The 21056-nt window shown below is 35.4% G+C and carries 19 protein-coding genes and 1 tRNA gene; 12 read left to right on the forward strand and 8 right to left on the reverse strand.

Features of this window, described 5'->3' with window-relative positions; genetic code table 11:
* Positions 1 to 532: 532 nt before the first annotated feature.
* The 5 genes from ABJI11_RS04845 to ABJI11_RS04865 form a co-directional block, all read right to left on the reverse strand.
* Positions 533 to 1630 carry an imelysin family protein gene (locus tag ABJI11_RS04845; RefSeq protein ID WP_348349930.1) on the reverse strand — a complete coding sequence of 366 codons (1098 nt, stop codon included), beginning with the start codon at positions 1628 to 1630 and terminating at the stop codon, positions 533 to 535.
* Between the two features lie 4 nt (positions 1631 to 1634).
* The gene (locus tag ABJI11_RS04850; RefSeq protein ID WP_348349932.1) at positions 1635 to 3029 is read right to left on the reverse strand and encodes a di-heme oxidoredictase family protein; all 1395 of its coding nucleotides are present in this window, start codon (positions 3027 to 3029) and stop codon (positions 1635 to 1637) included.
* 110 nt (positions 3030 to 3139) lie between these two features.
* Entirely contained in the window at positions 3140 to 4303 is a 1164-nt protein-coding gene (locus ABJI11_RS04855) for an imelysin family protein (protein WP_348349934.1), read from the reverse strand.
* A gap of 239 nt (positions 4304 to 4542) precedes the next feature.
* Positions 4543 to 5430, reverse strand: coding sequence for a PhzF family phenazine biosynthesis isomerase (locus tag ABJI11_RS04860; protein ID WP_348349936.1), 888 nt, complete (start codon positions 5428 to 5430; stop codon positions 4543 to 4545).
* 53 nt (positions 5431 to 5483) lie between these two features.
* Complete coding sequence (locus ABJI11_RS04865) at positions 5484 to 6020, reverse strand: sigma-70 family RNA polymerase sigma factor (protein ID WP_348349938.1); 537 nt, start codon at positions 6018 to 6020, stop codon at positions 5484 to 5486.
* Between the two features lie 926 nt (positions 6021 to 6946).
* Between ABJI11_RS04865 and ABJI11_RS04870 the strand changes: the two genes are divergently transcribed.
* The 5 genes from ABJI11_RS04870 (at position 6947) to ABJI11_RS04890 (ending at position 12448) form a co-directional block, all read left to right on the forward strand.
* On the forward strand, positions 6947 to 7585 hold the full coding sequence (locus ABJI11_RS04870; protein WP_348349940.1) for a hypothetical protein: 639 nt from the start codon (positions 6947 to 6949) through the stop codon (positions 7583 to 7585).
* Between the two features lie 160 nt (positions 7586 to 7745).
* Positions 7746 to 8522: a hypothetical protein gene (locus tag ABJI11_RS04875; protein WP_348349942.1), complete on the forward strand. Its 777-nt coding sequence runs from the start codon at positions 7746 to 7748 to the stop codon at positions 8520 to 8522.
* Positions 8523 to 8556: 34 nt separating this feature from the next.
* A complete protein-coding gene (locus tag ABJI11_RS04880) occupies positions 8557 to 11277 on the forward strand; it encodes a hypothetical protein (RefSeq protein WP_348349944.1) in 2721 nt (906 codons plus the stop codon).
* A gap of 2 nt (positions 11278 to 11279) precedes the next feature.
* Positions 11280 to 11870 carry a hypothetical protein gene (locus ABJI11_RS04885; protein WP_348349946.1) on the forward strand — a complete coding sequence of 197 codons (591 nt, stop codon included), beginning with the start codon at positions 11280 to 11282 and terminating at the stop codon, positions 11868 to 11870.
* Between the two features lie 2 nt (positions 11871 to 11872).
* Positions 11873 to 12448, forward strand: a complete 576-nt coding sequence (locus ABJI11_RS04890) for a hypothetical protein (protein WP_348349947.1) — start codon at positions 11873 to 11875, stop codon at positions 12446 to 12448.
* A gap of 106 nt (positions 12449 to 12554) precedes the next feature.
* Here ABJI11_RS04890 and ABJI11_RS04895 read toward each other — a convergent pair.
* Together ABJI11_RS04895 and ABJI11_RS04900 are read right to left on the reverse strand one after the other, a co-directional pair.
* Positions 12555 to 12628, reverse strand: a tRNA-Ala gene (locus ABJI11_RS04895).
* Between the two features lie 53 nt (positions 12629 to 12681).
* A complete protein-coding gene (locus tag ABJI11_RS04900; RefSeq protein ID WP_348349949.1) occupies positions 12682 to 13479 on the reverse strand; it encodes a universal stress protein in 798 nt (265 codons plus the stop codon).
* Between the two features lie 53 nt (positions 13480 to 13532).
* On the opposite strand from ABJI11_RS04900, the gene ABJI11_RS04905 reads away from it, so the two are divergent.
* From ABJI11_RS04905 to ABJI11_RS04935, 7 genes are all read left to right on the forward strand, one after another.
* Entirely contained in the window at positions 13533 to 14033 is a 501-nt protein-coding gene (locus tag ABJI11_RS04905) for a GNAT family N-acetyltransferase (protein ID WP_348349951.1), read from the forward strand.
* Between the two features lie 13 nt (positions 14034 to 14046).
* Positions 14047 to 15381, forward strand: a complete 1335-nt coding sequence (locus ABJI11_RS04910) for an MATE family efflux transporter (RefSeq protein ID WP_348349953.1) — start codon at positions 14047 to 14049, stop codon at positions 15379 to 15381.
* Positions 15382 to 15402: 21 nt separating this feature from the next.
* Positions 15403 to 16170, forward strand: a complete 768-nt coding sequence (locus ABJI11_RS04915) for an enoyl-CoA hydratase/isomerase family protein (protein ID WP_348349955.1) — start codon at positions 15403 to 15405, stop codon at positions 16168 to 16170.
* 214 nt (positions 16171 to 16384) lie between these two features.
* Positions 16385 to 16813 (forward strand): hypothetical protein, encoded by a 429-nt coding sequence (locus ABJI11_RS04920; protein ID WP_348349957.1) that lies wholly within the window; start codon positions 16385 to 16387, stop codon positions 16811 to 16813.
* A 56-nt stretch (positions 16814 to 16869) separates the two neighbouring features.
* The gene (locus tag ABJI11_RS04925; RefSeq protein ID WP_348349959.1) at positions 16870 to 17319 is read left to right on the forward strand and encodes a 6-carboxytetrahydropterin synthase; all 450 of its coding nucleotides are present in this window, start codon (positions 16870 to 16872) and stop codon (positions 17317 to 17319) included.
* Between the two features lie 82 nt (positions 17320 to 17401).
* Entirely contained in the window at positions 17402 to 18388 is a 987-nt protein-coding gene (locus ABJI11_RS04930; protein WP_348349961.1) for a hypothetical protein, read from the forward strand.
* Between the two features lie 74 nt (positions 18389 to 18462).
* On the forward strand, positions 18463 to 19227 hold the full coding sequence (locus ABJI11_RS04935; RefSeq protein WP_348349962.1) for a UDP-2,3-diacylglucosamine diphosphatase: 765 nt from the start codon (positions 18463 to 18465) through the stop codon (positions 19225 to 19227).
* A 641-nt stretch (positions 19228 to 19868) separates the two neighbouring features.
* Here ABJI11_RS04935 and ABJI11_RS04940 read toward each other — a convergent pair.
* Positions 19869 to 21056, reverse strand: a 1188-nt coding sequence (locus ABJI11_RS04940; RefSeq protein WP_348349964.1) for an MFS transporter, incomplete at its 5' end; no start/stop codon positions are given.

Consider the following 21056-nt stretch of genomic DNA (forward strand, 5'->3'; position numbering starts at 1 on the left):
ATTCGTACCATCTTTTTTTGTAACTAAAAAACTTAAATCTTCCTTTTCTATTTCTTCGACAGCATTGATTATTTGATCAATTTCGTTTTTTTCCATAATTCTTGTCTAATTGTCCCCAACAATGATATAAAGCAACAAGTTACTTTACACCTAAATATTAAATAATATAATAACATTCTAAAACGGCAGAGGGAAGTAGTGTTTTAGAACCGATAAGAAAGGTAGTATTTTCCAATTGTGTAGCATTACGGTAAACCGTAAATGAAGAAAAATAATTAGAAGTTGGTGTTATAACGGAATTTAGAAACGGTAACTGAAAACTACATCATCCATCTCTTTTGGTAAATGAATCAGCTATTTACAGAGTAGGGAGTTCAGAAACAATATTCAATTTTGAAATCGTAATTATGAAGTGTGTTATATTAAAAACAAACAAGGTTAAAAGAACTTAGTAATGAAAAGTTGCTTTTAACCTTAATTATAATTGCTGTACTTATGATGTAACAAGCTTTAACTTATTTACCTGTACTATTTAATCACCATCTGTATCATTAAAGGTAACCACAATATTGGCCGCGCTTGAAAAATCTGTCTTAAACAAACCAATAATTGTTTGTAAATCTGTTCTAAGGGTCTCAAGTGCCGCAACATCTGTCACCAAAGTATCTTCAATTGCTCCGTCAATAGCCTCCAAATCGCTCATGGCAACTACAAAAGCTTCTTGCAACGCAATGTCTAAATCTGGTCTGTTCAATACCTCTATTAAATAATCATCTAGACCAAAACCTGTTTGAGCTTCATATGCACCCAAATAGCTTTTGTACAATGTATTTAGGTTAACGATCAAGGCTTCTTTACTGGTTTTGCTCCTATATGCCTCAAAATAAGTTTCACCATCAGTTTCGGCATTTAGCGCTTCTTCTATTTTAGTACCCTTCATAGCTTCTAAAGAGGCAATAATTGCATTGACCACTTGGTTTTGACTGCCATTGACACCGGTCTCTAAATTACTCTTAAAACTAGGTTCTACACCTTCCCAAAACGTTTGTAAAAATTCTGCTTGTTCCCCTAAATTTTCTATCAGTGCCAATAAGTACTGCATGCGTCTTTCGGCATTCTCACCTGTTGTTAATTCGGTAAGTATTACGGCATTGCTTTCATGAAATAACAGATATTCAATGGCACTGTACCCTTTAGTATTTGCCCCTACACTTGATACAAAATCATTGTTCAGCGTTTCTTCACTTGCAATATTTTCTTCCAATGCCTCGTAATTGGTTGGCCATTGATTAATTCTAGTATGTATAAACGAACTTTGAATGGCACCTAGGTTAAATACCTCATTACTTTTCCAATTTAGAAAAGCCGTTTTCCAAGCATCTTGTAAAGCTAATAACTCAGTTTCAGTAGCTGTTTCCTTAAAGACTAAGCTTTGTGTTACCAAATTGTTTAAAACCGCCACATGTGCTGCTTGATTTACCTTAATCTGATAATCATATACATCTGATATTTGCTGGCTACGCCCTTCTTCAACAGGTAACGATTGGGGTTCTTCATTAGTTACACTATCGTCATTACCGCATGAAAATGCGAACGCTACCAATGCTATACATACTATTGTCTTTTTCATCTTCTTAAAGTGTATTTAAAAACTGAATAATTTTATTTCTTTCTTCTGCAGAAAGTTCCTTGAATTTTTCTTTTGAAGCCAAAGCTTCACCTCCGTGCCATACTATGGCTTCTTCTATATTTCTGGCCCTACCATCATGCAATAGATTGGTATGACCATTTACTGTTTCTATTAATCCTATACCCCACAATGGCGGTGTTCTCCATTCATTGCCGTTTGCATCAAAATCGGGTAGACCGTCAGCTAGTCCATCTCCCATATCATGCAACAATAAATCTGTATAAGGGCGAATGGTCTGGTTGGCCAATGCCTCTATTTCATATACACCGGTCTCTAGTTTTGGTATGTGGCATTTAGCACAGTCTATGCTTACGAACAACTCTTTACCTTCTAAAACATCTTGATCGTCAACATCCCTTCTTTCAGGCACCGATAACGAAGCGGCATAAAAGGTGACGTTTTCTAAGTTATCATCCGGTATTTCTGGTGTGCCCCCGTTGGGATAATCATTACAATCTAAAGGATCGGGACAGTTTTCATTAGGAAAAAGTGATGACGTTATACCCAAGTCTCCAGAAAATGCAGCCGCTACTTGTTGTTTTATATTGGGTTGATTGGCTTTCCAACCAAAACGACCTATCACCTTAGTTCCCGTTTCAACATCGTAGACTAGATTGGTTTTCCCTGAAATACCATCGTTATCAGCATCATTAGGGTCGGCATAACTTAATAAGGTTGCTTCTGGTATAGCATCTAACAACCCCAAACCAATCATTTGATTGGCTACTCTGGGCGATATTCTTGTTAAGGCACTTAAACCACCATAACTTAGACCAGTAAATGAATATTCTGGCATTTGCAAAGCTACCTCGGTACCATCTGCATAGGTTTCTATTAAAGGAGTATAGGTGACAATGATCGTACCTTCTTTATCAACGCTTAAAATAGAATTGTCTTGAAATTGTGTACCATATATGGGATCACCAATATTTCCGCCGTTTTCATTGGTTTGTAAAACACCCAGGCGTAGCAAAAGACCGGTTGAAAACTCACCATCATACTCTGGAGGACGCCCTCTACCATCTTTAAAATGGCACCCAGAACAATTTCTAGCATTGAAAAAAGGACCTAGACCATCTCTTGCGGTTGTAGATGCCGGTGCAGTTACCCAACTTTGATTAAAAAGAGAATTGCCCACCCCAAAGGTTACACGTTCATCGAACGTAAGATCTGGGGATGCAAAACCAAAGGCTTCTGCAGAAAAATTACTTGATGATGTAGAACCACCAGATAGTTCTTCTCCTTCCTCTGCCATTAAGGGAATAATTACCTCATCTTTACCACAAGAGGCAACAATAATAAGCAGCAGACATAAAAACGTTATTGAAATTCTGTTCATTTTATATAACAACAAAACTGGATTTTAAAAAAATCCAGTTTTAATTTACTATTCCGTTAAACAGGACCGCTTAACACAATCCATTATACAATAAGTGCATTACTTTATATTTAATCGATATCCAAAGCAACTTTAGCTTCTAAAAGCTTATCGCCAAAGGCAACCAATGCCTGTACGGCTGTTTGTACTTTTGCTCCTTCTACACTAGATTCACCGTCAACTATTGCCAAATCAAAAGGGTCTAATGTTGCATCTACATCTGCAACCGCTGTAGCCAACAAAGCATCTAACTCTGAAGCTAAATCAGCATCTGCCTCTTCTACCAAGTCTTGTATAGAACTACCGCTAACATTACCATATGCCCCGGTATATACATTTACAATACCTGCCAAGTTCAACCTAATATCCCTGTCTGTGTTATCACTGAAACAAGAATGCTCATCTTCTTGGTCCTGGTTTTGTAATGCTACGGCCATACGCTCAATAGCCAATTCGCTTCTTGATAGCTCTGCAATACTGCTGATCATATTATCCAACGCTTCATCTTCGTCTAAAGCCAGAAAAGTTGATCTGTAAGCACCTGTCCACTCATCAATTACAACTTGTAAATGATCTGTCAACAAATCAGCAACTACCGCTAAATACGCTCTTCTACGATCTTGGTTAGCAGCAGTACCACCATCTACAAAATCAGTATAAACTCTTTGCCCTGCTAAATTTTCAGAAGGTGCCGTTAAATCTTGACCCCAAAGTAAAAATTCGATTGCATGGTAACCAATAGCAACATTTTCTTCACCACCATTACCGTTTTCACCAGTTAAAACTTCTTTGGATATTATTGGAAAATCTTCCGCATTATTTACAATTCCTGCAGTTTCATCACCTTCTACATAATCAATATGTGCTTCATCTAATGGCCATGAGTTTAAATACTCCTCTATTTTTTGGGTATCTCCCGTATCTATAGGTCCGTTTGCAAAACGAAACGCTTCTGAAGGACCATAGCTTTCTCTTGAAGTCAACCAAGCTTCTTTGGCCGCCTCAAAATTTTCTTCTGTTGGTGTTGTCACAAAAATTTGTATAGCTACATTCATAGCTTCTGCGTCTACTAAAGCTGCTTGATAATTAGCCAATACTAAGTCTGCATAATTTTCTATTACCGCTGAAGCCTCGGTAGAATTGTCTATTACAACTTCTGCTGCTGAATCATCATCTGATGAACAACCTACTAATGTTAGACCGATAAAACCTACCGCCAGAATAACTCTTTTCATTATATTTTATTTAGATTTATTTTAAATAGAGGTCAAATCTAATTCATCACCTAGACACAAGCAAATTATTTTAACTTATTCTAAATAAACATAACAAGTTTAACATTTAAACTCAAATCTTCCAGTTTTAGCCTTTAAAACGTATAGAATCACTAATGGCAAACTAAAAAGGTAAGTATTAGCATAGGAGTATTACGACTACGCTCAAAATGACAATAGTTGTCTTCACCATTTCACCATTATTCAGTAAAATCAATATCAACCTGCGCTGCCACTACTCCTTTTCCACCAGCCATTAATCCGGTTATTATTTCATTTTCCAATTGCAATTGTACTTCAATAGCACTTGACGATGGCGGACTCATGTATTTGCCTTGCTGAATTTTAAACGTGGTTTTCTTTATCTGCAACACATGAAACAAATAACTTGCTAACGGACCTGCGGCCATTCCTGTACCTGCTTCTTCAAGGATGCCATAACGTGGTGCAAACATTCTGGCAGTGGCGTCAATCTCTGCTGCTGCATCGGTGGTGAATATGTAATATCCTATTAAATCATATGCTTCACTGATGCGCTCTATGGCATCAAAATTTGGCGCAATATCTTCTAACGTCTTTGCATCTTTCACAGGAATCAACAGAAAAGAATTTCCGGTATTGACCACTTGCATTGGTGCATTTGGCAGCAAGTCTGTTTTGCTCAATCCTAAGGAATTTAAAATGTCGTTCTCCCTATCTACTGGGTCTACAAATGTTGGTGCCAATTGCTCCATAAATGCCAAATCGCCCTGTATTTCAATTTTTCTATTTCCGTCTATGGTCTCTTTAGAAGAAGAATTACTTTTTAATAATCCCAATTGTTTTAAATAGGAGAAAGCGGCAACGGTGGCGTGCCCACAATGTGCTATTTGCTTGGTGGGTGTGTAGAAATCTAGTTTATAGTCTGCCGTCTTAGAATGCGATATAAACGCGGTTTCTGAAAGTCCTACTTTCTGGGCAATAGCTAATTTATTTTCATGCGATAAAGCATCGGCATTCAATACAACACCTGCAGGGTTGCCGCCTTTATCATTTTCAGTAAAAGCATTTAGTATTTGTACGGTAACTTGTTTTTGATCATCCATCATAACTTAATTAAGGTTTATAATAGATAGACGTACTACATTAGAAAAAGACGTAACTATTCTTCATTATTTTCAAAATCGAGTAATTTACCTGATGGATCAGAGGCTACATTGGGGCAAGAAAGCAACTGAACTTTTAAAATTTCCCTAGCTTTTTGAACTCTTGATTTTGTACCCGAATACGATATGTTCAAATGCTTTGCCAGCTCTTTTTGAGAATATTCTTGAAACGTAGTCAAGACAATAGCTTCTTTATGTTGGTCAGATAACTCACTTATTTTCTTATTAATGCAATTGGTCAATTTGGAATAGTCAAAATCATGGGCTTCTTGCTCTGGCATATCAAAATCTACCACATCTATAGTAGGATTTTGTTGCTTTCTAAAATGGTCTATAATCGTATTTCGCGTAATCTGATATACCCAAGATGTCAGTTTAGACGTGTGCTGCAGTTGATGAACTTTATTCTGTATCTTTAAGAACACATCTTGATGAATATCTTTTGCCTGTTGCTCATCTTTAACTTTACCCAGAATAAAATGATACAATTCTTCATTAAGGTCTAACCAAATGGTATTGATTTCATTTTTCATACTATTCTTTTTTTCAACTAAAACCGGTCTTCGTTACTAATTGCAATAAATTCTAGTACATTTTCTTTATCCAAGCAGATTAAAAAATATTGTTGCAAAAACTTGGCAACGATTCTCCCTACGCCTATTCTAATACATACGACGCCAAACCTGAACCAATATTAGAATAATTGTACAAACTACCGGACGGCATTTTGAAAACGCTTTCTACTTACACCCCAAGTATAACCCGCTAATTGACACATGTTAATACATGTACTCTTAAATTAAAATGTGCTACCCTAAAAGACAGCTTGTCATTTATAGAATCTTCTAAATTTAGTTTCCCTTGTTAAGCTGCCTTTAGTAACACTGCAACTATATAAGTTTTGTCATAAATTAAACGAACCTATTCATTTCGCTATCATACCTGTAAATAATTTGATTGATGAACTACTTCCCAATTTAATTATTAAAACTTCTAAAACAGCATAGCTGTGTCTTTCTTCTTAAGAATGAAGTATAGAAGAACCAAACTTTAATAAAACTTCTATTGATAAACCTGAAATCTATTTTATAAAATTAGAGTTGAAAATTTGTTTAATCTGACAAATTTAAGGCACAGAAATGAGTCATTTTCTTGTAGGAAAATTAAATTTCCTACAAATATTTTTCAAATTTTGGTAATAAAAGAGATAAATTTTACATAAAATAAAAAAATATCATCCTTCTATAAGTACTATAAACACTGGTATTAATAAATATAATAGATTAATAACTACAGAAAATATATATTTGTCGTGTACGAAATTTCCTAGTGCTGTCGTTATGGTTGTATATATTTTGCGATAGCATAATACTAATTGCTCGTACAGTTACTAGTATAGTCATAAAAGTTATCAACTTAATATATAAAATAAAACTATTGATAATCAAAAACCTTTAAAATGCAATTGACAAAATTATTACCAACCGTTATTCTATGTGCTGTAACCCAAATGGGAATATCTCAAGATAACAATGACACTAACATTGCGACACATCCGTTAAACGTGTCCATTCCTGAAGTAGCTTTAATTGACATCTACGATGCCAATACAGGTTTTGAAGCTGCAGATATTAACTTTAATATGGCCGATGCTACTGCTACCGGCACAAATTCTGAAGCAGGCCTTTATGATTTTACCGCTCTTGGATACACAGACCTATGGCTTAATTATACCAGTGTTACTGGTGCTGGTGGTTCTGGTTATGATGTAACCAGACAAATTGATGTGCAAATGGAAGCTGGTAGTACTTTCCCAGCAAACTTTGACCTTAGAATAACACCAGAAGCCCCTGTTGTCGTTGCAAATGGCGGTACCGTAGATTCTGCCGGAACTGTTACTGCAGGTGGTGTTGCATTAGGTACAACTACCGCAATAGGAACCAACGCAAATTTAGTAAGCAGTATTGAGAGTGTGTATACCGGTGATGAAGCACAAGGTGTGAGAATAACTTATGCTTTAGAACAAAATGGAAATTTTGCCGACTACCAAGCAGGTCTGTATTCTGCAACTCTAAGATATACCTTATCTGATTTATAATAATAACAAATATTGATTGGGGTCTCTAATTAATAGTGGTCCCAATCCGTATTTACAATTTAGCATACCTAAATAAAGTTTTTCCCAAAATCTTATTGTAGCATAAAATACTGAGGTATTAGGCATTTAAAGAGCAACATCTTTTAATTAAAATAATACCATGAAATTTACCAAACTAATTTTTATCCTATTATCTTCTTTTTACTCATTTGCAAATGTTGCAGTGGTAAACGGACTTACTCATATTTACTCAGGTACTTCCGGAGATGTTATATCTGGAGAAATAGTGCTTGTTAATTATTCTTCGTCGCAAGAACGTGTAACTTTTGAACTACAAGAGGCCATTTATTCTTGTGATATGGATAGGAGATTTACAACTTTAGAAAAACCGGTCTCTTCTTCTTCTTCTTGGGTTACCAATAATGTCAACGAACATGTATTAGCACCTAAAGAACAGTATGTTTTAAAATTTTCTATACAAATACCTAAAGACACTGAACTTCAAGGATCTTTTTGGTCTGTTTTAATGGTCTCGGTAGAAAAACCTATTAAAGAAGAAATTGTTAACGACAATATTGGTTTAGGAACAAAAATTCAATATGCTGTAGGTTTAATTACACATGTCAACTCTTTTGATGAAGTAAACATTGAATTCGAAGATGTTCTTGCGCCAGATGTAAATAACAAAAACCTACAAATAAAACTCAAGAATAAAGGGCGATTTGCCGAAGCAACTGAACTTTCTTTAGAGGTATACAACGAACAAGGAGACAAGATTAAAGAATTTACAAGTAAAAGATTACTTGTATTCCCTGATCTCTGTAGAGATTATAACTTAAACCTATCCGAATTACCTAAAGGAAAATATGACTGTGTCCTTATAGCAGAATCGAGGGAATCGTTTACAGGTACAAACCTTCAACTTAATATAGATTAAAGGTCTACCTACCTATATCTATTTAAACCAACTCATGTTGAAGAAAATATTACTTAACACTTTCCTTTTATTGTTTTCATGTGGTATTCTAGCACAAGTAGAACTTCGCATTAAAAACGATGACGCTTTGCGCAACATGTCACCTGCGGCAAAGCATACCATTGTTGCCGAGGTAGAAAATAAATCTAACAAAACACAATTCATAAGAACAGTTTTAGACATAGAGGATAACTGGGAAATTATTTCTGGCGAATCTGTAGGTAAATTATTACCTTATGAGAGAAAATCAGTATTTATAACCGTCTATGTACCCAATGACGTAATCCCAGGATCAAGAAGAGCAAAATTGCATTTAGTAACTGCAGAGCTAGCGGTTCTACAATCTATTCCTTTAGAAATCTTTGTTCCTGAATATCATCGTCTAGTAATTAACAAACTTTCATCACCAGAAATTGTTGTAGCAGGCGAAACTATTATAAATAAATTTGAAATACTTAATAAGGGTAATGTTGACGAAGAGGTCATTCTATATACAGGAAACGACCTTAAAGGAGGAACCACTAGAGAAATTGTTGCAGATTCCTCTTTAGTCATTACCATAACAAAAGAAACTGACAAAAATTTTGGAAAAATTAGAACTGAAAATGTTCACTTAAACGTTGTTAGGGTAGGTGCCACTAACGAAACAGTTAGAGGTTATGCTACAACAAAAGTATACCCAGTTAAAATGGAAGACGAAGATGATTATTTTAGGTTTCCAATAGAAGCTAGCCTCTATTATAACTCCTTCTATTCACAAGATAATAAATTCTCTTCATTTTTAGTTGAGGCTAAAGGTGATGGTTATTTTGACCAAAACAAGACTCATTTTTTTGATTTTATTATTAGAACGCCTAACCAAAATACTATTAACAGGTTTGGCATGAACGATCAATATAGTTTTGAATATGATTATAAAAACGAACTGAATATTATTCTTGGTGATTATAGCTATAGACCAAACAGATTAGGGTTTATTAGTAGATATGGATTTGGACTCAAGGTAGATTACAAAACTAACAATACAACCCTAACCGGATTTTATTCCAAACCAAGATTGGCATTTTCCTATACCGAATCTTTAGTAGGCTTTAAAATTCAAGAACAAATTTCCAATACATTCAACATTGGCGCATCACTATCTCAATCTAAAGAAAATGTATTAATTGACACTGGGTTATCGCCAGAAATAGAAATGAAATCTGGTCAAATCCTTGTTTTAGAATCGAATTACAAAACTGAGAAAACATTAATTAATCACGAATCTTCTATAAGTTTTACTGATGAAAGTATTGGTACGGCACACGATTTACGCGTAAACCAAAAGTATGAAGATTTTAACTACAATGGTAGTTTTACCCTCGCAGGTAAAGATTACTTTGGAGGTCTTGGTAATAGTTTTAGATATTCTAACAATTTAAATTACTTTCAAGAAAAATGGGGTTTAGGTGCAGGGCAAGCACTATCTAAAATAAATGAAAGGTACAACCCCATATACTCTCTACCAGAGCCATTTTATGAAAACTATTTCATAACAGGAAACTATAAGATAAATCAAAAAAACCATACCTATATAAGGTTTAACAACGTGTTACGAGAAGACAAACAACTAATAAAAAGTTACCATTACAAAGAATATGGTTTTGACTATACGTACAGGTATTTAAATGAAGGGCTCAGTTTATCTTTTAATGGCAGGGTCTCCAAAACCAAAAATTTATTAAGTCAAGATACCTCATATAGAAGCACCTATGGGAACAATTTAAGTGGATCATACCAAGTATCACCCTCCCTTGGTTTACGTGCCAATTTAAATCATAACTATACCAATAGATATGGAGCGTCTGGAAATATCACCAACTTCTACAATTACGGAATGGGTTTCAACCTAAATTTAAAAGGAAGATTAAATTTATCTGCAATGTATAATAGTGGGTTTAGCCCAGAACAAAATTACTTACAAAGAGATTTTATAAACATAAATTTCAGTACAAAAATCAATAAAATTCACAGACTATCTGCCAGATTAAATTATTACGAAAATGCTTTGGCTTCGAATAATAAAGAAATATTCAGTTATCTTAAATACACTTATTTATTTGGAGCACCCTTGAAAAGAATAAACTGGAGAGGGTCGTTAACAGGAACCATATCGGCAAAAGATAAAACTATTAATATCAATAAAATTAAATTGCACGGTTCTGGAAAAGATACATATACCAATGCATTTGGGAATTTTGAACTTAAGAATTTACCTCTTGGCAATAATTTTATAATGATAGACGAATCTACATTGCCGTTTGGGGTGGTCTGTACCCAAAGAATTCCGTTAGAGATTGACATCAAAAAAGATAATATTGCTCAGTTAAATATTGAACTTGTTAGAGCTGCTACCTTAACTGGAAAGTTAACCATTAACGATACTACAAATACAGATAAAGAAATAGATTTACATGGCTACATTAAACTAGAAGGCTCTAGTCATACATATTATACAGAATCTAAAAAAAATGGCTCTTTTGAAATTAAATCAATCGTACCAGGTAACTATACTATTAAAATAATGAGGTTGAAAAATGATTACGACCTTAAACCATTACATCTAAAACAACATGTAACCCTTAAAGAAGGTGAAATAGTTACTACCAAAATTATATTAAAAAAGAAAAAGAGAATTGTAAAATTTAAGCAATCAGAATTTTCAATAAAAATGTAAGTATGACAAAAGTTTTCTATACTATATTTTTGTTTTTGTGCATAAGCACATTAGCTGCTCAAGAAACTTTAGATGCAAGTGATCCGAGTAATTTTGTAATAGGCGGCGCGCAAGGTTATCAATTTTTAAGTATGAATTTATTGGAAGTTCAAATTATAGATGTAGAACCAGAAATAAACAATACCATTTCTTTTACTGTTGATCCAAACACCCTAGAAGCTGGGCTTCCTGTATTTGCAGGAGCAGGTGGAGCGGTAAATGAAGATTTATGGTTAAATATAACCTCAAGATCGGCAAATGCAGATACCTACAACGCACAAGTGTACTGCAATCAACCTGTACCGGTTGGCTTTGAAATAAAAATTCAATTATTAAATGCCTTAAGTGTTGATGGTACAGGGGACACAGGTATTGCCAATACTAATGAATTTGTAATTAGCGAAACACCACAAATAATAATAACCGATATTGCTAGAGGGTTTACTAATGACGGTGTAAATAAAGGCTTTCAAATTCGCTATACAATTACAAATTCTAATGGTGGTTCGTTACCCGTGGGTTTTGAAATAGTCTATGAACTTGTTATAAACTAAATATGAAAGCATTTCTTAAATACATACTCATTATAGGCTATACATTTAGCTGCTCTGGTCAATTATTGCCTGGCACTTTATACGGTACTGCAGGCCCAACATACTCTCAAACTTTAGGTGACCTAGTAAGTGAAGCCGGTGAAGATGATGGTGCTATTGGTTATGAAACGGGTGCTAGCGAAGTTCAAATAACTTTTAGGCTAGACCCAAGTACATTTCAAAGCTCTGCTCAAAACTGCTCTGCCAACATATATAAATATAAGGTTTTTATGCATCTACAAAATGCCCCAACTGGTTTAGTATTAGAGGCAAGAACCTTTTCCAATGCCGGCACGCGTTTTCCTGTAAGTATACCTTATGATGCCGTACCTGTAAACGGAACTAGAGATTTATACCCCGAAAATGGAGGTAATTATATTGTTTTACCTACTGACAATACTGCTGCCATAAAGGTTTTTGAATTTACAGGTTGTCGTGATAATATTCCAATTCAATTTAGAGTAGCAGCGAGTGTTCTCTCTCAACCTGGTGCCACGGATACTGAAATATACTATACCGTTACAGGTAGTATTAATTAATAGAATCCTGTGACCTTCCTAAAAGCTTACTCTACGCTTTAATTCAGTATAATTATGATAACAAATTAAACGAAACAAAAAAAGCTTCCTAAACGGAAGCTTTATGTGGAGAATACCGGATTCGAACCGGTGACCTCTTGCCTGCCAGGCAAGCGCTCTAGCCAACTGAGCTAATCCCCCGCTTTTCGAGAAGCTCAAAGAAAATACATTTTACTATGCTAGCAAAGTACTACTTAATCTTTCTTTACACTTAATACCAAGACCGGTACTGGAGCATAAAACTCTGATTTTGAAATGGTGCTTTTCTCCCATAATTTCTTAAAAAACCCACGTTTTCTTCTAAAAACACACAATAAATCGGGGTGTTTTGCTTGAAAATGTTCTAAAACGCCATGATACGTAGTTGAGTTTTCTGTAAAAGTCAATTGTGAACTGATATCCATCAATGCCGTGTTTATCTTTAAATCGTCATCTGAATATCCTGGTGTTTTAACCATCAATAAATTCACGTTTGCATTATGCTTATTCTGAATTTCAATTAACGGATCAAGAATTCGCTTTCTTTTTAGAATACCAGATTTAAAGGCTACCAAAATATTCTCAAAAGATTTATATGTTGTTCCTTTAGGTACAATCAATGTTGGTATGTTCGTTCTTTTGATAATGGCTCCAGAAGTTTGACCTAGATAATTCGCTTCTTGAATATCATTACTTCTTGGCGCTAATATAATAAGGTCAATTCCTATTCCCTTATCAATTTCTCTAAGTCCATCTTTTAGCTCACCGTTAAAGCTTGCTATTTTTATGGAAACATCTTTTATATCTACCGTACCAACTACTTCCTTTAATCGTTCTTTAGAATTATCAGCTACCTTCTGTGTAACATTGGTTAACGTTCCTGTTTTACCGCTGACATTGAACACCTCCATTACATATATTTCCGCATCAAAGTCTTGTGCAAAATCTACTGCGTATTGTAAGGTTTGATTTGCATTTGTGGAGGTCCCGATCGGAACAAGAATATTCATCATGATAAAAAGTATTGATTATAACTCTAAATTTACAATTTAATTAAATTCATTTTATGATAATACAGGCAAAGATATCGCAAATACCAGAAATTCTTCTCATGACAGATGCTTGTAGAATTGCTATGGAAGGCAATGGTATTTACCAATGGACAACGGAATATCCTTCTAAACAGGCATTTAAAAATGATATAGAACGTAATGAACTTTATGTACTACACCTCAATAACGAAATAGTGGGCTGTATTGTTGTTTCGCTTTTTATGGACGAAGAATATAAATCTGTTGAATGGCTTACAGAAAATGCTAAAAACTATTACATTCATCGCCTAGCGGTACACCCTAAATATCAAAGTAAAGGTTTTGCCCAGCGTTTAATGGGTTTTGCAGAAAACTTTGCCAGAGAAAATAATGCGCTATCGGTTAGGTTAGATACCTTTAGCCAAAACCAACGAAATCAGAAATTTTACGAGCAACGTGGGTATACCAAATTAGGAGATATCTTTTTCCTAAATCAAAGCGAACACCCTTTTCATTGCTACGAACTTGTTCTATAGAAAAACTTTTTTTTTGAAGACCTCAGTTAATTTAAAATCTATAAATGCCTTAGCCATACCTGCTACCATTGCAGGTATAGCAGAACCTCTTTTGTCTATAACAGATACGGCTATTGTGGGTAACATACCGGTGGACGGATTAGAGTCTCTTGCCGCTGCTGGTATTGTAGGTTCTTTTCTTTCCATGCTCATCTGGATTCTTGGTCAAACCCGTAGTGCCATTTCCGCCATAATTTCGCAGTACTTAGGTGCCGGTAAATTAGAAGAAGTTAAAACACTGCCTGCGCAGGCTATTTACCTTAACATAGCCTTGAGTATCCTAGTTTTGCTTTCTACCATTTTTGTCATTCAAGAAATCTTTGAGCTTTTAAATGCCAAAGGAAAAATATTGCAATACTGCATTAGCTATTACTCCATTCGTGTATGGGGGTTTCCATTAACTTTATTCGTTTTTGCCGTTATGGGTATTTTCCGCGGATTACAGAATACCTACTGGCCCATGGTCATTGCCATTACCGGTGCAGTCTTGAACGTAATTTTTGATTTTGTATTTGTATATGGTATTGAAGGCATTATACCTGCCATGTATCTTGAAGGTGCCGCTTATGCAAGTTTATTGGCACAAGCGATCATGGCCATCATGGCCTTCTATTTACTTGTTACCAAGACAGATATTAGCCTTAAACTAAAATTACCTGTACATCAAGAACTTGGTAGATTGGTAGTCATGAGCCTAAATTTGTTCGTTCGTGCCATCGCACTGAATACCGCACTAATCCTTGCTGTTCGTGAAGCTACGGCTCTTGGCGATAAATACATTGGCGCACATACCATTGCTATTAACCTCTGGCTATTTTCTGCCTTTTTTATTGATGGCTATGGTGCCGCCGGTAATATTATGGGGGGGCGTTTGTTAGGGGAACGCAATTATGACGGACTCTGGCTATTGGCAAAAAAAATTACGAAATACGGGCTACTGGTCAGCCTCGTGATCATGGCTTTGGCTACTATTTTTTACAAACCCTTGGGTAGCTTATTTTCTAATGAACCTTTAGTGCTATCCGCTTTTTATGGCATCTTTTATATTATTATTCTAGGACTTCCTTTTAATAGTACCGCCTTTGTTCTGGACGGAGTGTTTAAAGGTCTTGGTGAAATGAAATACTTGCGCAATACCTTGCTCGTAGCTACTTTTTTAGGGTTTGTACCTATGCTTTTTTTAGGCAAATACCTCAACTGGGGATTAACGGGAATTTGGCTGGCTTTTACCGTTTGGATGTTTATTAGAGGCGCTGCCCTAGTGTGGAAGTTTAGAAACAAATTCAAACCTTTATTGCAAAATCCGTAATTTTGAGGCAAACAAAATGCTATGGTCACCACAAGAAAAAATGGAAGTTTATATACGCGAATAGACGGTAAAGTTGCTCATGTAGAATTTGGGCATCCTGCAAGTAATTCTTTCGTTTCTGAACTTCTAGAACGTTTAACAGATACTATTAATGAGCTTTCAGATAATGAAGCTATATCTGTAATCTTGTTAAAATCTGAAGGTGAAAAAGCGTTTTGTGCCGGTGCTTCTTTTGATGAATTGTTAGAGGTCTCTAACCTTGAAGAAGGTAAAGCATTTTTTAGCGGATTTGCCCATGTAATCAATGCCATGCGCAAATGTAAAAAGGTTATTGTAGGTCGTGTACATGGCAAAACTGTTGGTGGTGGCGTTGGTCTTGCCGCTGCTTGTGATTATGTGTATTCTAACGTAAACTCATCTATTAAACTTTCTGAGCTTAGTATTGGTATTGCACCTTTAGTGATTGCGCCTGCCGTAGCACGTAAAATAGGTAACGCGGCCATGGGCGAAATGTCTTTGGCACCTACAGAATGGAAAAGTGCTTATTGGGCTCAAGAAAAAGGACTGTTCAATAAAGTATATGACTCTGCAGACGAAATGGACAAAGAACTTGATTTCTTTATTCATAAACTGGCAAGCTATAATGTTGATGCTTTAACCGAATGGAAGAAAGTTTTATGGGAAGGCACCGACCATTGGGATACCTTATTGACAGACCGCGCAGCTATCACCGGTAAATTAGCTCTTTCCGATTTTACGAGAAATGCACTGTCTAAATTTAAAAAATAAACAATAACTGAAACAGGGCGTCGTTCTGTTTCTAAATAATTAGTATGGAATTCTTTCAATTTTTAAACGGTAACCTAGTATTTCCCGTTCTTGCTCTTTCAGTTTTGATCATTTATGTCGTGAACAAAATGCGTGCAAAGAAGAAATACAAAAGGTAAGTAAACACCTTACGCAACTAATCGGTAACTCATCATCTTATCATAAAATCCGTTTTATGTTCGCAAAAATTATATTTGTAGTATTTTCTATATTTCTCGTTGCCTGTAATGATAAGGGCAATACTACTGAACAGCAAGATTGCTCTAATACGATTTGTACACTTAATTTCGTTACCATTACGGTCAGTGTAAAAGACGCTTTGGGCGAACCCATAGCTTTAGATAGTTATGAGGTAATAGATACCGAGACAGGTAAAAACCTAGCAGCAGATTTCAATGGCGATGAATATCAATACCTAAAAGAACAAGGTATCTACCCTATAATTAGTGATGCCAATCGTGTTCAATATCAAAATTCGACTGCGACTCTTACTTTTAAAGGTTCAATTGCCAATGAAGAGGTCATTAATGAAGCCTATGAAGTTGCGGCAGACTGCTGTCACGTTAGCTTAATAACAGGAAAAACAGCCATTGTTTTAGAATAACATTTTGCTGCAAGCGCGTTCAAACTTTCCCTACCTTTGCCGTACAATTTTAGGTTATGAGCAATATTCGTATTACGAAACAATTCAATTTTGAAACCGGCCATGCACTGTACGGTTATGACGGTAAATGTAGAAATGTACATGGTCATAGCTATAAATTATCTGTAACCGTTATAGGAAAACCTATTACAGATACCAATCACGTTAAATTGGGTATGGTAATCGATTTTGGAGATCTTAAAAAAATAGTCAAAGAAGATATCGTTGACGTTTTTGATCACGCTACCGTTTTTAATAAAAATACACCTCACGTAGAATTAGCAAAAGAATTGATTGATAGAGGGCACAATGTAATCTTAGCAGATTATCAGCCTACCAGTGAAAATATGGTTATCGATTTTGCCGCAAAAATAAAATCTAGGTTACCAGAAAATATTTCATTGTTCTCACTTAAACTGCAAGAAACAGATACTTCTTTTGCAGAGTGGCATGCAAGTGACAATTAAGTTCAACAAAACTTAACCTTTTACTTTCTTAAAAGCTTTTAAATTGTTTTATTTTTAAGGCAACTCCTTAATATATAACAACATGACCAAGCATCATATTTACTGGTGGAATCTTGAAAACTTATTCGATGTTGATAACTCACCTAGACGAAGTGAATTTTTAAATAATCATTTAGGCAAAGAACTTGAAGGGTGGAGCGCTACCATTCTTGACCAGAAAATTGCCAATCTTACCGCGGTCATATCAAAATTCAATAATGGTGCAGGTCCTGATTTATTGGGAGTGTGCGAAGTAGAAAATGAATATGTAATAGAGCTTCTTATTGAAGCCATGAGCACGGCACTTGACAAAAACTATGGTTATGTCATTTCTGAAGGGGAAGATAAACGAGGTATAGATACCGCGCTTATTTATGATAAAACCAAATACGGACCTGAACAACAGACGTTCAGCCTACGTATTATAAAGAGAAACACTACCAGAGATTTGTTTCAAGTACATATCAACACTGCCAATGGTAATAAGCTTATCTGTATTTTAAATCATTGGCCTTCTAGATCCGGCGGTGAACTTGAAAGTGAACCGTTTAGAATTATGGTAGCCGAAAATTTATCTTATTGGATCGAAAGGATTTACGAGGAGCAAGGTAATGATGCTAACATCATATTAATGGGAGATTTCAATGACAATCCCTTCAACAAGAGTATTACAGCCTATTTAAAAGCCATCAACAACAAAGCTTTGGTGAAAAGTAATAGAGTGCGACTAAAGTATTTCTACAATGTAATGCATCGGTTTTTAGATGCGCAGATAGGTACTTTTGTATTTGGTAATGAATACAACCTGCTAGATCAATTCATGATTTCAAAGAGTATTTTATCAGAGAAATCAGATTTACCATTTAAATTAAGTACTGCTGAAATCATTGCCTACCCAGAACTAACTTCTGGTTCTTACCAAAAACCCGTAAAATTTGGCAGACCTAATTCATCTACATTTAACGACAAAGGTTATAGCGATCACCTGCCTATAAAAATAGTACTGAACGAGAAAGATGCCGCTGTGTAATTTAGATTCACAAGTGCTTATTTTAATCCACGTATTCCCTTGGTACGCAAAACAGTTATTATATTTACATCCTGATGACGAACATTAACCTTCCTGCAGGAAAAAAAATATATTTTGCTAGCGATAACCACCTGGGCGCACCTACTATGGAAGAAAGTAGAGTGAGAGAGCTAAAGTTTATTCGTTGGTTAGATATGATTAAGTCGGATGCCGAAGTGATTTTCTTGATGGGCGATTTGTTCGATTTTTGGTTTGAATATAAAACCGTTATCCCGAAAGGATTTACCAGAACATTAGGAAAGCTTGCAGAACTGTCTGATGCAGGCATTCAAATACACTACTTTGTCGGTAACCACGACCTTTGGATGAACGGTTACTTTGAAGAAGAACTCAATATACCCGTGTATCATAAACCTCAGCAATACTCCATTAACGGAGCTTCCTTTTTTATAGGTCATGGCGACGGATTAGGACCGGATGATAAGGGGTTTAAAAGAATGAAAAAGGTCTTTACCAACCCGGTAGCTAAATGGTTCTTTAGATGGCTACACCCAGATATCGGAGTTCGCTTGGCAAAACACCTTTCTGTTAGCAACAAATTAATCAGCGGTGATGATGATGCCAAATTTTTAGGTGAAGACAAAGAATGGCTAGTACATTACGCGCATAGAAAACTAGAAACCAACCATTACGACCATTTCATCTTTGGTCATAGACATCTTCCTTTAGAAATTGAATTGAAAGAAAATTCAAAATATACCAATCTGGGCGATTGGATCAATTACTACACTTATGCCGAGTTTGACGGTATGCAACTTTCACTGAAAGAGTTTAGCTAAACTTCCATAAAAACACCGATGAAATACACAATTCATTTTGTAATCTTTTTCTTACAACAAAAAATATGCTTTTCACAACAATAGTTTTTTAAAACTAGTTCTTCGTTATATCTTTACAGTGTTATTAAGTTTAAGTGTTGACCCCAAATCTTCACATCACCTACAAGTTTACCTAGCTTAAAACCCAAATTTTAAGTGTACAAAATGTAAAGAATAGCCCCTATTTTAGGGGCTTTTTTAATATTTTATGTTTTTCTGTCAATCTTGAATCTACTTAACTTCTAAAAGTTCCAGATATTTTTTAGGATTAAACAATTCAAAATAATTAGTCGATCTAAGGCAACTAAACAATCCCCAATTCTTATTTAAGTTTCATCGAAAATGGATAAAATAAAACTTAATATCCTATCAAACCACATGTAATCCTTTTCTTACATGTTAAATATTCCAGTTCACAACAAAAGTTAGTACTAACTAGACATTGGTTCTATCTTTACACTGTTGTTTAGAATAAGTGTTGATTCCCAAATCTAAAGCTTACCTACAAATTTCCCCGCTTAATGATGAATTTCTTAAGCATTACCTACAATAAAAAAAGCCCCTTTATAAAGGGGCTTTTTTTATGATGCAAATCTACCGTGTTAGCGCTCGTGATCTTCTACATCTTTCTGTAAATCTAGTTTTCTAAACTTAGGGGAAACAATTGCTGTAAGCCCCACTGTCAATAAAGTCATAGTTCCTCCAAAAACTACTGCGGTAACCGTACCCATCAATTTTGCGGTTAAGCCACTCTCAAAAGCGCCCAACTCATTAGACGAACCCACGAACATGGAATTTACCGAAGCTACACGCCCACGCATATTATCAGGTGTCTTTAATTGTAAAATTGTCTGTCTAATAATCATTGATACCCCGTCTACCGCTCCGCTTAAGAACAAGGCAATTACAGATAACCAAAAATAGGTAGATAGTCCAAATATGATCATACACACACCGAAACCAAATACGGCAATTAATAATTTCTTTCCTGCATTTTTATGTAAAGGAAATCTAGTGGATCCCAACATGGTTAACGCGGCACCTACTGCTGGTGCAGCTCTTAATACGCCGAACCCTTCTGAACCAACATGCAATATATCTTGGGCAAAAATGGGTAACAATGCTACTGCTCCACCAAAAAGTACGGCAATCATATCTAATGTCAAAGCACCTAATACCGCTCTGGTCTTGAATACAAATGTTAATCCCTCTCTTAAACTCTGAAAAACTGGTTCTCCTATCTTAGGATTTAAAATTGGTTTCTTAGAAATATTGAAAAGTGCTGTCAACGCCAATAATGAAAAACCAAAGATGACACACATAGACCAATGTACACCTATAAGACTTATGGAAAATCCTGCTAAAGCCGGACCTAATACAGATGCCATTTGCCAAGTTGTACTACTCCAAGTTGCAGCATTTGGGTATATTTTTTTAGGAACGATCAAAGCGATCAATGAAAATATAGTAGGTCCTAAAAAGGCGCGTACCAAACCACCACAGAATACCAAGGCATAAATACCGTAGAGAATAACTTTGGTTTCATAGCTTTCTAAAACAGACGGAAGACTTAATATAAACAGACCGAAGCTAATAACAGAGAAACCGCAAATACATTTTATCAGCAAGTTTCGCTTCTCCTTTTGATCAACAATGTGTCCAGCGAAAAGTGCCATGCTTACTGCAGGTATCACTTCCATCAAACCAATAATACCTAATGACAATGGGTCTTTGGTCATTGAATACACTTGCCACTCTATGACAATGAACTGCATTGACCAAGCAAAAAC

Origin of the sequence: Maribacter sp. (assembly GCF_039968975.1) — a bacterium.
Lineage (GTDB): Bacteria > Bacteroidota > Bacteroidia > Flavobacteriales > Flavobacteriaceae > Maribacter.